12 protein-coding genes and 1 pseudogene are annotated in these 12,130 nt (G+C 72.2%); 4 read left to right on the top strand and 9 right to left on the bottom strand.

From position 1 onward, the window contains the following. Window positions 1-717 (top strand): SDR family NAD(P)-dependent oxidoreductase (locus DW297_RS15945; protein WP_136034201.1); only part of this gene is annotated, 717 nt, incomplete at its 5' end. A gap of 58 nt (window positions 718-775) precedes the next feature. Continuing rightward, entirely contained in the window at window positions 776-1,591 is an 816-nt protein-coding gene (locus DW297_RS15940) for an SDR family NAD(P)-dependent oxidoreductase (RefSeq protein WP_136034199.1), read from the top strand. Between the two features lie 35 nt (window positions 1,592-1,626). On the opposite strand, the gene DW297_RS15935 is transcribed toward DW297_RS15940, so the two are convergent. The 8 genes from DW297_RS15935 to DW297_RS15900 all read right to left on the bottom strand — a co-directional run bounded on the left by DW297_RS15935 (window position 1,627) and on the right by DW297_RS15900 (window position 9,441). After that, the gene (locus DW297_RS15935) at window positions 1,627-2,277 is read right to left on the bottom strand and encodes an HAD-IA family hydrolase (RefSeq protein WP_136034197.1); all 651 of its coding nucleotides are present in this window, start codon (window positions 2,275-2,277) and stop codon (window positions 1,627-1,629) included. 29 nt (window positions 2,278-2,306) lie between these two features. Beyond that, window positions 2,307-2,999, bottom strand: a complete 693-nt coding sequence (locus DW297_RS15930; protein ID WP_136034195.1) for an ABC transporter ATP-binding protein — start codon at window positions 2,997-2,999, stop codon at window positions 2,307-2,309. Continuing rightward, window positions 2,996-4,768 carry a branched-chain amino acid ABC transporter ATP-binding protein/permease gene (locus DW297_RS15925; protein WP_136034193.1) on the bottom strand — a complete coding sequence of 591 codons (1,773 nt, stop codon included), beginning with the start codon at window positions 4,766-4,768 and terminating at the stop codon, window positions 2,996-2,998. The genes DW297_RS15930 and DW297_RS15925 overlap by 4 nt, the downstream gene beginning before the upstream one ends. Further along, window positions 4,755-5,615, bottom strand: a complete 861-nt coding sequence (locus DW297_RS15920; protein WP_136034191.1) for an ABC transporter permease subunit — start codon at window positions 5,613-5,615, stop codon at window positions 4,755-4,757. The genes DW297_RS15925 and DW297_RS15920 overlap by 14 nt, the downstream gene beginning before the upstream one ends. Window positions 5,616-5,696: 81 nt before the next feature. Continuing rightward, entirely contained in the window at window positions 5,697-6,866 is a 1,170-nt protein-coding gene (locus DW297_RS15915; RefSeq protein WP_136034190.1) for an ABC transporter substrate-binding protein, read from the bottom strand. Between the two features lie 50 nt (window positions 6,867-6,916). Beyond that, complete coding sequence (locus DW297_RS15910; protein WP_136034188.1) at window positions 6,917-7,306, bottom strand: nuclear transport factor 2 family protein; 390 nt, start codon at window positions 7,304-7,306, stop codon at window positions 6,917-6,919. 15 nt (window positions 7,307-7,321) lie between these two features. After that, complete coding sequence (locus DW297_RS15905) at window positions 7,322-8,110, bottom strand: MoaF C-terminal domain-containing protein (protein ID WP_136034186.1); 789 nt, start codon at window positions 8,108-8,110, stop codon at window positions 7,322-7,324. A 374-nt stretch (window positions 8,111-8,484) separates the two neighbouring features. Continuing rightward, a complete protein-coding gene (locus tag DW297_RS15900; RefSeq protein WP_136034184.1) occupies window positions 8,485-9,441 on the bottom strand; it encodes an AraC-like ligand-binding domain-containing protein in 957 nt (318 codons plus the stop codon). A gap of 103 nt (window positions 9,442-9,544) precedes the next feature. On the opposite strand from DW297_RS15900, the gene DW297_RS15895 reads away from it, so the two are divergent. Then, a complete protein-coding gene (locus tag DW297_RS15895; protein ID WP_206251579.1) occupies window positions 9,545-10,642 on the top strand; it encodes a DUF998 domain-containing protein in 1,098 nt (365 codons plus the stop codon). 15 nt (window positions 10,643-10,657) lie between these two features. Here DW297_RS15895 and DW297_RS15890 read toward each other — a convergent pair whose 3' ends face one another. Continuing rightward, complete coding sequence (locus tag DW297_RS15890; protein WP_136034182.1) at window positions 10,658-11,515, bottom strand: MurR/RpiR family transcriptional regulator; 858 nt, start codon at window positions 11,513-11,515, stop codon at window positions 10,658-10,660. Window positions 11,516-11,650: 135 nt separating this feature from the next. Between DW297_RS15890 and DW297_RS15885 the strand changes: the two are divergent. Next, a pseudogene (locus DW297_RS15885) lies at window positions 11,651-12,130 on the top strand (hypothetical protein); the annotation flags it as partial.

Raw genomic sequence — 12,130 nt, 5'->3', positions numbered from 1 at the left:
GGCAGCGGCATCGGCCGGGCCGTGGCGCTCGCGCTCGCCGCGGAGGGGGTGCGCACGGCCCTGCTCGACCGCGACGCGTCCGCCCTGCGCGACACCGCCCGCGGCTGCGTCGAGCGCGGGAGCGCCGACCCCGTGCTGCTGGCCGCCGACGTGACCGACGAGGAGCAGGTGTCCGCGGCGGTCGCGGCTGGAGTCGCGGCGCTCGGCGGGCTCGACGCGGTCGTGTGCTGCGCCGGGGTCTCCGGCCCTGTCGGCACCGCGGTCGAGGACACCGCGCTCGCCGACTGGAACCGCGTGCTCGCCGTCAACGTGACCGGCGCGTTCCTCGTGCTCAAGCACGCCCTGCCGACGCTGAGGGCCGCCCGCTCGGCCTCGGTCGTGCTGCTCGCGAGCGACTCGGCCGTCGTCGCCTCGCCCGGCATGGCGCCGTATTGCGCCTCGAAGGCCGCGCTGGTGCAGTTCGGCCGGGCGCTGTCGGTCGACCTGGCCGGCACCGGGGTGCGGGTCAACGCGGTCGCCCCCTCCGTGGTCGACACCCCGATGAGCCGCGGCGACCTGGGCGCCGGCGCCTTCGACGACCCCGCCTTCCCCGTGCAGACCGCCGAGGAGGTGGCGGCGCACGTGACCTACCTGGTGTCGCCGCGCAGCAGGGCGGTCAACGGCACCACCCTGCTGAGCGACTTCGGCTTCACCGCCCGTTCGGGTTTCCCCGCCTGACGCACCCGCGTCCGGCCCCGCGGCGCCCCGCGCGCCAGAACACACAACAGGAGCACACATGGCAACCGTGGTCGGATCGAGCGTCTCCGGACGCGTCGTCGTCATCACCGGAGGCGGCACGGGCATCGGTGCCGCCGTGGCGGAGCGCTTCGCGGCCGAGGGCGCGCACGTGGTCGTGGTCGGCCGTCGTCCCGAACCGCTGCAGGAGGTCGAGCGGGCGGTCGGCGCCCTGCCGATCGTGGCGGATGCGGCCGACACCGCCTCCGCGAAGGCCGCGGTCGCCGAGGTGCTCGCGCGCTTCGGCCGCATCGACGTGCTGGTCGCGAACGCCGGCGGCCACGGTTTCTCGCCCGTGGCCGAGACAGACGACGCGAGCTGGGAGGCCGCGATCCGCGCGAACCTCACGACCGCGTTCACGATGGCCCGCGAGGCCCTGCCGGCGCTCATCGAGGCGAAGGGCCAGGTGGTGGTCGTGTCGTCGCTCGCCGGGCTGTTCGCGGGGCCGTCCGTGGCCGGGTACACGGTCGGCAAGCACGCGCTGATCGGGCTCACCCGCACGCTCGCCCGCGACTACGGGCGGCACGGGGTGCGCGTCAACGCCATCTGCCCCGGGTGGGTGCAGACGCCGATGGCCGACGAGGAAATGGACGAGTTCGCGTCGCACGCGGGTCTCGGCTCCCGCGAGGAGGCCTATGCGACGGTCACGGCCGACGTGCCGCTGCGGCGTCCGGCCCGCCCCGCGGAGATCGCCTCGGTCGTGCGGTTCCTCGGCTCGGGGGAATCGTCGTACATCACCGGTGCCGTGATCGTCGCGGACGGCGGCTCGCACGTGGTCGACGTCCCCACGATCGCGTTCGACCACGCCGGCATGTGACCCGGGGCGCGGCGGCGGGTGCCGTCGCCGCGTCGTCAGCCGATGCGCAGCTCGAAGCCGTCGTCGAGGTGCGTCAGGGTCACGGCGGTGAGGTCGTCGACGTGCACGGTCGGCGCGTGCGCCCCCGCGTGCCGACCCACCCCGACCACGCGCATGCCCGCGGCGAGCCCGGCCTGGATGCCCGCGCCGGAGTCCTCGAACACGACGCACTCGGCCGGAGCGACGCCGAGCATGCGGGCCGCCAGCAGGAACCCCTCGGGGTCGGGCTTCGACGCCGACACGTTCTCCGCGGTCACCGCCAGCTCGGGCACCGTCAGCCCCGCGGCCTGCATCCGGGCGGTCATGAGCGCCACGTTCGCCGAGGTCACGATCGCGTGCGGCACCGTCTCCAGCGCCGCCAGCAGCCGGTCGGCCCCGGCGATGCCGACCACGCCGTCCACGTCGCCGGCCTCGGTGGCGAGCATGATCTCGTTCTCGTGCAGGTTGATCGCGTGGTCGCGCTCGGGCAGCAGGATCGCCATGCTCTGATGGCCCTGGCGCCCGTGCACCACTCGCAGCACCGTCTCGGGGTCGAGCCCGTGCGGCTCCGCCCACGCCAGCCACAGGCGCTCCACCACGGCGGTCGAGTCGACGAGGGTGCCGTCCATGTCGAGCAGGGCGGCGCGGGCGCGGAGGATCTCGGTCATCCGCTCAGGCTAACCCCCGCGAGCCCGTCTCAGCCGCCGAGGTAGGCGCGGTGCAGCAGGGCGGGGTCGTCCTGCAGCGCCTGCGGGCTGCCCTGGAACGACACCCGTCCGCCGGCCACGACCACCGCCTCCTGCGCGAGCCCGAGGGCCAGCTGCGTGAACTGCTCCACGAGCAGCACGCCCACCCCGGACTGCGCGATGGACTGCACGATCGGCATGAGCCGCAGGAACACGACGGGGGCGAGGCCGAGCGACATCTCGTCGATCAGCAGGATCCGCGGTTTCGCGGCGAACGCCCTCGCCAGGACGACCATCTGCTGCTCGCCGCCGGAGAGCAGCGCGGTGGGGGCGTCGATGCGCTTCTCGAGCTCGGGGAACTGGGCGAGCACGGCGTCCACCTCGGCCGGGGTGCGCGCGGTGAGCGAGAGGTTCTCGCGCACGGTCAGCGACGGGAACACGGCCCGCCCCTGCTCGATGTGCACGATGCCGCGGCGGGCCCTGGCCACCCGGGACAGCCGGTCGATGGGGTCGCCGTCGAGCGTGATCGTCCCGGCCGAGTGCGGCGTCACACCCGACACCGACTCGATCAGGCTGGTCTTGCCCGCGCCGTTGGGGCCGACCAGGGCGAGCACCTCGCCGCCGGACACCCGCAGCGACACGTCGGAGATCACCGGTCCGGCGCCGCGGCTCACCGTGACGCCGTCGAGCACGAGTTCGCTCATGTCAGCAGCTCCGTCTCTCCCATGTACGCCTTCACGACGTCGGGGTTCGCGAGGACCTCGGCCTGCGGACCGCTCGCCAGCACGCGCCCGAAGTCGAGCACCGTGAGGGTCGGGCACACGGAGCGCACGAGGTCGAGGTCGTGTTCGATGATGATGAGTGCCACGCCGTAGCGGGCGGGCAGCTCCCGCAGCCGCGCGGCGAGCGCGAGGTGCTCCTCGTGCGACAGTCCGGCGGCGGGCTCGTCGAGGATGAGCAGCCGCGGACGGGCGGCCACGTTCGCCGCGACCTCCACCAGCCGCCGCGTCCCCACGTCCACGCTCGACAGGCGGGAGCGCGCGGGCGGGCAGCCGAAGAACGCCAGCACCTCGTCGATGTCGGCCGCCGCCAGCCGGCGTCGCGCGACGAAGCGCACGTACGCGCCCACCGTGAGCGCGGGCGGCACGCGGTCCTGCTGGAACGTGCGGCGCAGTCCGAGCCGGGCGCGCCGCGTGGGGGAGAGCCCGGCGAGGTCGCGGTCGCCGAGCAGCACCCGGCCGTCGTGCTGCGGCAGGAACCCGCTGATGGCGTCGACGAACGTGGACTTGCCCGCGCCGTTCGGCCCGATGAGACCCATGATCGACGCGGCGGGCACCGTGAACGACACGTCGTCGAGGGCCTTGAGTGCCCCGAACTGCACCGTGAGACCGTCGACCGTGAGCACGGGCGCGCCGTCGAGGGCCGCCTCGTCGACGGTCGCGGTGGTCGTGGTGGTGATGGCGGCCGCGTCGGCGGCGGCGTCGTCGGGCAGCGCGGTGAGGTCGGCGTTCGCCGTGCGGCGGTCGGCGCGGCGGTAGATCAGGTTGCGGATGCCCTGGCCCAGGTTCGTGCCGCTGGTGAGGGCCTGCACGCCCAGCACGCCGAACACCACGAAGCCCCAGTCCTGCGGCACGCCCCAGCGCTTGAGCAGCTCGGGCACCAGCACCCACAGGAGCCCGCCGAAGATGGCCATGTCGATCAGGTGCGCCCCCGACATGATCGCCAGCACGTACAGCGCGAGCGACTGCAGCGGCGTGAAGCTCGACGCGAACGGCAGCTGCACCTGCCCGGCGAGCAGCCCGCCGGAGATGCCGCCGAGGGCCGCCGAGACCGCGAACGCGGTGAGCTTGGCCGAGCGGACGCTCTGACCGGCCGCGGCGGTGCCGCGCTCGGAGAACGCCACGGCCTTCCAGCTCGCCCCCCAGCGGCCGCGCTGGAGGAAGAACACCCCGAGCGCGCACACCGCGAGCACGATGATGGAGAGGAAGAAGAACTGCCGGTCGTTGGAGAACAGCCCGGGGCGCTCGACCGCGATGCCGTCGGCCGATCCGGGGAACTGGATCTGCACGAGCGTCACGTCGGCGGCGGCCGCGAAGCCCAGCGTGACCACCGCGAGGTTCACCCCCCGCAGGCGCAGCGCCGGCAGCCCGACGAGGATCCCGACGAGGCCCGCCGCGACCCCGCCGCACACGAGCCAGACGAGGAAGCCGCCCGGCGCCTGCATCACGTTCAGCAGCGACACGATCCACGCGCCGACGGCGGCGAACGTGAGCTGGCACAGGGCGATCATGCCGGCCGAGCCGGTCACGATGCCGAGTCCGAGGATCGCGATCGCGGCGGTCACCGCGCTGATCGCGAGGAAGACGAAGTACCCGGGCAGGGCGGCGCTGAGGATCGCGCCGGCGCCGATGCCGAGGGCGGCCACGGCGAACGGCCAGGTGGTACGGAACCAGGGGCGGTCAGCGAGCGGCATCCCACACCTCCTTGCGCTGCGTCCAGAGCAGCAGGACGACGATGAACAGGAACGGGAGGAAGTTGCGCACGAGCGCGACCTCGTCGATCTGGGCGACGAGCCCGCCGAGCACGCCCAGCACCAGGCCGCCGACGACGGCGAGATCGAGACGGCGGAACCCGCCGAGCAGCGCGGCGGCGGCCGCGGGGACGATCAGCATCGACAGGCTGGTGGCGTCGTTGGACTGCGAGGGCGCGACGATGATGATCGCGATCGCGCTGATCACCCCGGTCACGAACCACACCGCGATCGACAGCGGACGCGAGCGGATGCCGAGCAGCTCGGCGGTGGTGGGCCGCTCCGACAGGGCGCGCAGCTGCGTGCCCACCCTGGTGCGGCGCAGGACGACCCGCACGACCACGGCCGTGACGATCGCCATGAGCACGGTCGCGACCGTGACCTGGCTGATCACGACACCCCCGAGGGAGAAGGCGGGACCGGCGATGATGGGCGTGAACGGCTGCGGCTTGTTGCCGAACAGGATGAACGACAGCGAGATGAGCAGCAGCAGCGGGCCCACGGTCATGGCGGAGCGCGTGGTGGTGGAGGCCTCGGAGAGCCAGGTGGCCGCGATGAAGCCGATCGCGGCGGACAGCAGCCCCGCCACCAGCACGCCCAGCACGGAGCCGAGCCAGATGGGCAGCCCGAGCTCGCGCACGAACCAGACGGCCGTGAACGCCCCGAACATGCCGGTCGCGGCCTGCGCGAAGTTCACGACTCGCACGAGCCGCGACATGAGGGTGAGACACACGCCGAGCACGGCGTAGAGGCCGCCGGCGGCGAGACCGGCGATGGCGCCTTGCAGCATCAGGCGTCCTTTCTGGTGAGGGGGAGGGGTGTCCGACGGGCTCGGCGACCGGGCGGGTCGCCGAGCCCGTCGACGCGGGGACTACTCGCCGATGCGCAGCCAGTCGTCCGCGACCTTCTCCCAGGCGTTGGTGCCGGACTTCAGGATGATCGGCCAGCCCGCGGTGTTCTGCGTGCCGAAGGCGTAGGGCGTGCCCACCATCGGGTTCTCGATCGGCTCCATGCTCTTCAGGGCCTCCGAGACGCTCTCGCGGGTGATGTCGCCGTCGATGCTCTTGAGCACCTCGATGAAGTACGTCGCCGCGAGGTAGCCGCCCTGGCTGAACGAGGTGAGCGGGATGTCGTTGGCCTCCATCAGCTTCCGCCAGTCGGCGTTGATCTCGTTGTCGTCGGTGAACGGGTAGAACTCCGCGGGGACGTAGATGCCCGCACCGGCGTCGTCGATCGCGTCGGCGAAGTTCTCGCTGTACACGCTGGTGAGGTACAGCCAGGTCACGTCGTCCCAGCCCTGCGCGTTCGCGGCCTTGACCTGCCCGATCGCGTCGGGCTCGACCGGGTTGATCGCGAGGGCCTTGCAGCCCTGGTCGCGCGCCTTGACGATGTAGGGCGTGTAGTCGGACGCGCCGTACGGCACGGTGTCGTCGATGTACTTCGGCTCCTTGCCGGTGATCTCGGTCCACTTGTCGATGGCCGCCTGATACGTGGGGCGGGTGGATCCGGCGATCTCCAGCAGGATGCAGATGTCGTCCAGGCCGAGCACCTCGGAGCCGTACTGCAGCGTGAGGGTCATGTCGTTGAACGGCCCGACGTTGGCGGGCGAGATGTTGTCGCTGTCGAAGCAGCCGGTGTCGACGCCGATGCCCGGCAGAGACAGGATGCCCTCCTGCTCGTAGTACTTGGCGTTGATCTCGCACTCGATCAGGCTCGCGGAGCCGACCAGCGCGACGGCTCCGTCGCTGCCGACGATCTCGCGCGCCGAGGCGGTGGCCGTGGCCGGGTCGCCCTTGTCGTCGAGCATCTTGTAGTCGATCTTCCGGCCGTCGAGCCCGCCGTCGTCGTTGAACGCGTCGAAGACGGCCGCGGCCGCCTGCGAGGCCTCGGGGAATGTCGCCGGGCCGCTGATCGTGTTCACGGATCCGACGACGATGGGGGCGCCGTCGCCCCCGCCTGCGCCGTCCCCGCCGGCGCAGCCGGCGAGAGCGAGGGCGGCCACGGCGAGGACTGCCGCGGTGCCGGTTGCTCGTCTGTTCATGTGCTTCCTGCCTCTCGTGTTCGGTGGTGCTGTGTCGCGTTCGTGGGGGGTCAGTCGCGCAGCGCGCGGTTCACGAGCTCGGTGTCGGTGAACTGCTCGAAGGCGACGATCTCGCCGCCCGCCACCCGCCAGACGTGGGCGACGCGGGCGGCGAAGAAGCGCCCGGTGCGCTTGTAGGTGCCGGAGTAGGTGCCGATCCCCACCACGACGTCGCCGCCGTCGACCACCTCGTCGATCGCGACGGTGTAGTCGTCCCACTCCTCCTGGATGCGGCCGAACACGTTCTCGGCCACCGCCTCCGGGCCGATGTAGGTGCCGGCGTAGGGGAAGCCGGCGGCCTCCGTCCACTCGATGTCGGCGGCGAACGGGGCCAGCATGCCGTCGAGGTCGCCGCGGTCGTTGGCGGCGTAGTGCTCGCGCACCAGGTCTGCATCGCTCATCGGGGGCTCCTCGAGTCAGACGGGCTGCACGTCGGGGTAGGCGACGGCGCCCAGCGGGTAGATGTGGCCGCCGGCGCGGGAGTGCTCCGACTCGCCGTCGCCGTTGAGGCCCAGGAAGATGCCCGTGGTCATCAGCTGATAGCCGAGGTCGTGCAGCCACACGCTCGCGACCGCGATGCGGAACTCGCGGAAGCAGAACAGGTACAGGCCGTCGGCGAACTTCCACACGGTCGACAGGTCCATGTCGCCGTGGCCGCGCTGCACACCCTCCAGGCACTGCCAGGCGTAGCGCTGGCTCGACACGTACACGTGCTCGTACAGGTGGTGCGGGCTGTAGCGGTAGACGTTGCGCTTGCCGATCAGGTCGCGGCTGGGGCCCGGCACCTCACCCGTCGCCTCGCCGCCGTCGATCGTCGCGGCCCAGAAGTCCTGCCCGACCTGGGGCGTGCTCTCCACGGCCTCCGCGGCGATGCGGGAGCGGACGACGGTCGCGCGACGGGTCGAGGTGCAGAACACGATCGTGAGGGCTTCGCGCTCGCGGCTGGTGAGCGGCAGGTTGACGAACACGACGTCGTCGCGCACGCGGACCGCGTCGTACGGGTCGCGGCCCGAGGCGCCGAGGCCGTCCCAGTGCGCCGACTCCTCGTCGAAGCGGAGCGCGAGGCTGCCGCCGTCGTCGAGGGTGAGCGTGAACGCGGTGCCGGCGAGTCCGGTGTTCGGCAGCCGGTACGTGTCGATGCCGGCGGCGAACTCGTCGTAGGTGCGCCACTCGTCCAGCGCGGGGTCGGCGGTGATGTCGGTCATGGGGGTCCTGACGTCGCACGCGGCGGGGCCTCCTCGCCCCGGGCACCGCGTCATCGCGGTGCGCTTGCCTCATGCTCGATCCGGGCCCGGCAGCCGCTCAAGCGCGCGCTCCCCATCGCGCGCCGAGAGTCAACCGGCGTGCCCTCCCGGGCAAGTCCGGTGCGGTGCGGTGCGGTGGGGCCGCGGGGTGCGGTGTCGTGCGGTGGGGCCGGGTGTGCGGGGTGGAAAAGGGGCCGGGGGTGGGGGCGGGAGGCGCGTTTGTGATCCCGGATGCGGCGGGTGCGGGGCGTCCGCGGGGCCCGGGGTGGGAAACGGGCCGGGGGTGGGGGTGGGAGGCGCGTTTGTGATCCCGCACCGCGGACCAGCGGACGGGGTCAGTGGGCGGTGCGGTACTCGCTGGGGGAGATGCCGTAGGCGGTCTTGAACGCGCGGCTGAAGTGCGCGGCGTCGACGAAGCCCCAGCGGGCGGCGATCGCGGCGACGGGGCGGTCGGCGAGCATCGGGTCGAGCAGGTCGCGGCGGCACTGCTCCAGGCGGCGCGTGCGGATCCAGGTGGAGACCGTGACCCCCTGCTCCTGGAACAGCCCGTGCAGGTGCCGCGTCGAGATGAAGTGCGCGGCGGCGATGGTCGCTGGGCCCAGATCGGTCGAGGCGAGGTTCCGGTCGATGTGCGAGCGGATGCGCTGCATGAGAGCCCGGTGCGGATCGGCCGAGGCCTGATCGAGCCCGAGCTCGCGCGTAAAGACGGTCGTGACCAGGTCGAGCGCGCTGTGCGCGAGGCGGGCGCCGGTCGTGCCGGCGAGCTGGTCGAGGTTGCCCGCGAGCTGCGTGAGGTACGGCACGACCATGCCGCCCAGCCCCTCCTGCCCCGAGATGCGCACGGCCGTGAGCTGCCCGATCATGTCGGCGGGGAGGCTGATGAGGTGCTTCGGGAACATCACCACCATGGTGCGGAAGTCCTGGTCGAACACGAGCGAGTACGGGCGGTCGGTGTCGTACACGGCCAGGTCGCCGGCCTGCAGCACGGCCTCCCGGTCGTCCTGGATGAGCAGCCCGGTGCCGGCGAGCATGAGGCTCACCTTGAAGTACGAGCGGTCACCGCGGGCGATCAGCTCCGACGTGCGCTCGACCACGTGGGAGGTGGCACGGATGTCGTTCACGTGCACCTCGTCGACCGAGGCGCCGCGGATCACGCCGCGGAACTGGTCGGCACCCGCGGTGGTGACCTGGAGGGGGACGAAGGACTCCGAGACGGCGGCGCGGAAGTCGCTGATGTTGCGCGCGACCAGAGTCGACACCGATTCGGCGGGGGCGGCGAGTGCACCGTTCATGACTGATCACCTCGGGCTGGTGGAACGACGACGTTGTATACGATCCGTTCCGCGATGGTATCACCGGGACCGCGCGAAGGGGATGCCTTCTAGGATGTGGACCGTGAGTGACGGGGCGATGAGGATGCTCGCGGATCGAGTCCTGCGGGTGCTGCGCCAGGTGCGCGGACCGGGCACACCGGAAGCGGTGTACGAGGCGACGGCCCTCATCGTGGGCGCGGCGTTCCTGGTGCTCGGGTTCGTCGTGGCGCTGCCGGTGTTCTGGGGCCATCAGCTGTCGATCAGCGGCACCGGGTCGATCGGCGTGTTCGCGGCGTACGGAGGCGCGGCCACCGCGGCGCTCGCGTTCGCTCTGGGGCGCCTGGCGGTGCGGCCGGAGCAGCCCGACCCCACCGCCGTGCGCGACGGCTTCAGCGTGCCGGGCGACCGGCTGCGCTGGTACGACCTGCTCGCGATCGCCTTCGCCCACGCCGCGATCGCCTACCTGGGCTGGCTGGGCATCGCGGAACTGCTGGAGCGCAGCTTCGTGGATGCCCCGGTGTTCCCGTTCCCCGGCGCGATCCTGATGGCGGTGGCCTTCGCGCTGACCGCGTACGTGTCGTTCCTCAGCGCGGTGGCCCTCACGCCGATGGTGCTGTCGCTCGTGCTGGCGGTGTTCCTCGTGGTCGGGGCGTTCGCGAGCATGCTGGCGTCGAGCGACGTGCACTGGTGGCGCGACAACCTGTCGGCGCTCGGGATGAGCAGCAACAGCGCCTCGGTCGCGTTCAACGCGACGCTGGTGATCGCGGGGGTGATGGTCACGACGATCGCGCGGTATGCCACGGCCGGGCTGCCCGCCGACGATCAGGCCGAGCGGCGCGGACGCCTCGTGGTTCGCGGCGGCCTGATCCTGATGGGCATCTTCCTCGCGTGCGTCGGGCTCTTCCCGGTGGACGAGTTCTTCCTGCTGCACAACACGGTCGCGACGGGCATGGCCGTGGTGTTCGCCGTGGTCGTGGTCGGGCTGCCGTGGTTCCTGCCCGCCATCCCGCGGGTGTTCGTCGGGCTCGGCTGGGCGTACGTGCTGGTGATCGTGCTGCTCGGCGCGTTCTTCGCGGTGGGGTACTACAACCTCACGGCCGTGGAGCTGATCGCGGCGGTGCTGATCTTCAGCTGGATCATCGTGTTCCTGCGCACGGCGGGCTCGATCGGACGCGGCTGAGGCGCGACGGCGCGATCAGTCGCGCAGGGCGTGCGTGGCCTGGCGGGTGCGGCGCAGGGCGTCGACGGTCTCGGCGTAGCGCCGCTTGGCCACGCCGATGAACAGGCAGTCGACCAGGGTGAGCTGCGCGATGCGGCTGACCATGGCTCCGGCGCGGAAGGCCGACTCCCGCACCTCGGTGAACAGCGCGTGATCGGCGGCGTGCGCGAGCGGGGAGTCCTTGGCCGAGGTGACGGCGACGGTCGCGGCGCCGTTCGCGCGCGCCGTCTCCAGGAACCGCACGGTCTCGATCGTCGACCCCGCGTGCGAGAAGCCGATCGCCACGGTGGGGGCCGCGTGCAGCACGGTCGCCGCGACGGCCTCGTGCGGATCGGCGAGCACGTGCGCGTTGCGGCCGACGCGCAGCAGCTTGTGCGCGAGGTCCTCCGCCACGAACTGGCTCGCGCCGATGCCGTACAGCAGGATGCGGTCGGCGCCGTCGATCGCGTCGATGGCGGCTTCGAGCACGTCGAAGTCGAGCTGGGCGACGGTCTCCTCGATGGCCAGGAGCTCCAGCGCCGCGAGCTTCGACACCGCCTCCTGCAGCGTGTCCTCGTCGGAGATCTCCGAGCCGAAGGCGCCGCGGGCCGAGAACTGCGCGGCCTCTTTGCCGAGCTCGGTCGCGAGGGCCATGCGCAGCGGGGCGTAGCCGCTGAAGCCGATGGCGCGGCAGAACCGCACGACGGAGGCGACCGAGGTCTGGCACTCCTCGGCGAGCTCGTTGATGGTCTTGTCGATCACGATCGAGGGGTTCTCGCGGACCACGGTCGCGATGCGGGCGAGCGAGGGCGGCAGCGTCGATGCGGCCGCTTCGATCGTCGACTGGATGCTCAATCGGTCCTCCGGGGATGTGGGATTCTCAAGTATGTCGTGACGGGGGTCGTGACAAGAATGGTAAATTCTTTTCAGTGAGTCTACTTCGCATGTAGTCTCTTTTCGTTACTTCCACCGCGTCCCCGAGGAGAGCCGATGAGCGCCCCGCCGACCGCCACCGTCGATCTCGGCAAGTCCCGCTGCCGCGTCGTCGTGCACGCGGAACCGCGCGTGGAGCGCTCGGGCCTCGGCGCCCCGGGTCTGGCGTCCGCCGGCGGCGTGACCGCGGCCCTCGACGCCATCCTCCCGCTGCTGGACGGGCTCCCGCGGCTCGATGCGATCGGCGTCGGAGCGGCCGGCGCGTGGTTCGCGCCGGACGCGGCCGTCGAGCTCGCCGGTCTGCTCGCGGCGCGCACCGGGGCCCGCGTCGCGGTCGCCTCCGACGTCGTGACCGCCCACGCCGGAGCACTCGACGGGGGAGCGGGCGTGCTGCTCATCGCGGGCACCGGCGCCGCGGCCCTCGGCATCGATGCGGACGGCGCGCGGCTGATCGACGGCTGGGGCCCGGAGCTCGGCGACCTCGGCAGCGGCTCCTGGCTCGGGCGCGAGGCGCTGCGGGCCGTGCTCCGCGCCCGA

Origin of the sequence: Microbacterium sp. PF5 (genome assembly GCF_004794315.1) — a bacterium.
GTDB classification, from domain to species: domain Bacteria; phylum Actinomycetota; class Actinomycetes; order Actinomycetales; family Microbacteriaceae; genus Microbacterium; species Microbacterium sufflavum.
This window is presented reverse-complemented; position numbering and strand designations above follow the sequence as displayed.

What these genes read in the sequence shown, in the direction of transcription:
- DW297_RS15935 (WP_136034197.1), bottom strand. Translation starts at nt 2,277, where the DNA reads ATGACCGAGATCCTCCGCGCCCGCGCCGCCCTGCTCGACATGGACGGC.
- DW297_RS15930 (WP_136034195.1), bottom strand. Translation starts at nt 2,999, where the DNA reads ATGAGCGAACTCGTGCTCGACGGCGTCACGGTGAGCCGCGGCGCCGGA.
- DW297_RS15925 (WP_136034193.1), bottom strand. Translation starts at nt 4,768, where the DNA reads ATGCCGCTCGCTGACCGCCCCTGGTTCCGTACCACCTGGCCGTTCGCC.
- DW297_RS15915 (WP_136034190.1), bottom strand. Translation starts at nt 6,866, where the DNA reads ATGAACAGACGAGCAACCGGCACCGCGGCAGTCCTCGCCGTGGCCGCC.
- DW297_RS15940 (WP_136034199.1), top strand. Translation starts at nt 776, where the DNA reads ATGGCAACCGTGGTCGGATCGAGCGTCTCCGGACGCGTCGTCGTCATC.
- DW297_RS15905 (WP_136034186.1), bottom strand. Translation starts at nt 8,110, where the DNA reads ATGACCGACATCACCGCCGACCCCGCGCTGGACGAGTGGCGCACCTAC.
- DW297_RS15900 (WP_136034184.1), bottom strand. Translation starts at nt 9,441, where the DNA reads ATGAACGGTGCACTCGCCGCCCCCGCCGAATCGGTGTCGACTCTGGTC.
- DW297_RS15910 (WP_136034188.1), bottom strand. Translation starts at nt 7,306, where the DNA reads ATGAGCGATGCAGACCTGGTGCGCGAGCACTACGCCGCCAACGACCGC.
- DW297_RS15920 (WP_136034191.1), bottom strand. Translation starts at nt 5,615, where the DNA reads ATGCTGCAAGGCGCCATCGCCGGTCTCGCCGCCGGCGGCCTCTACGCC.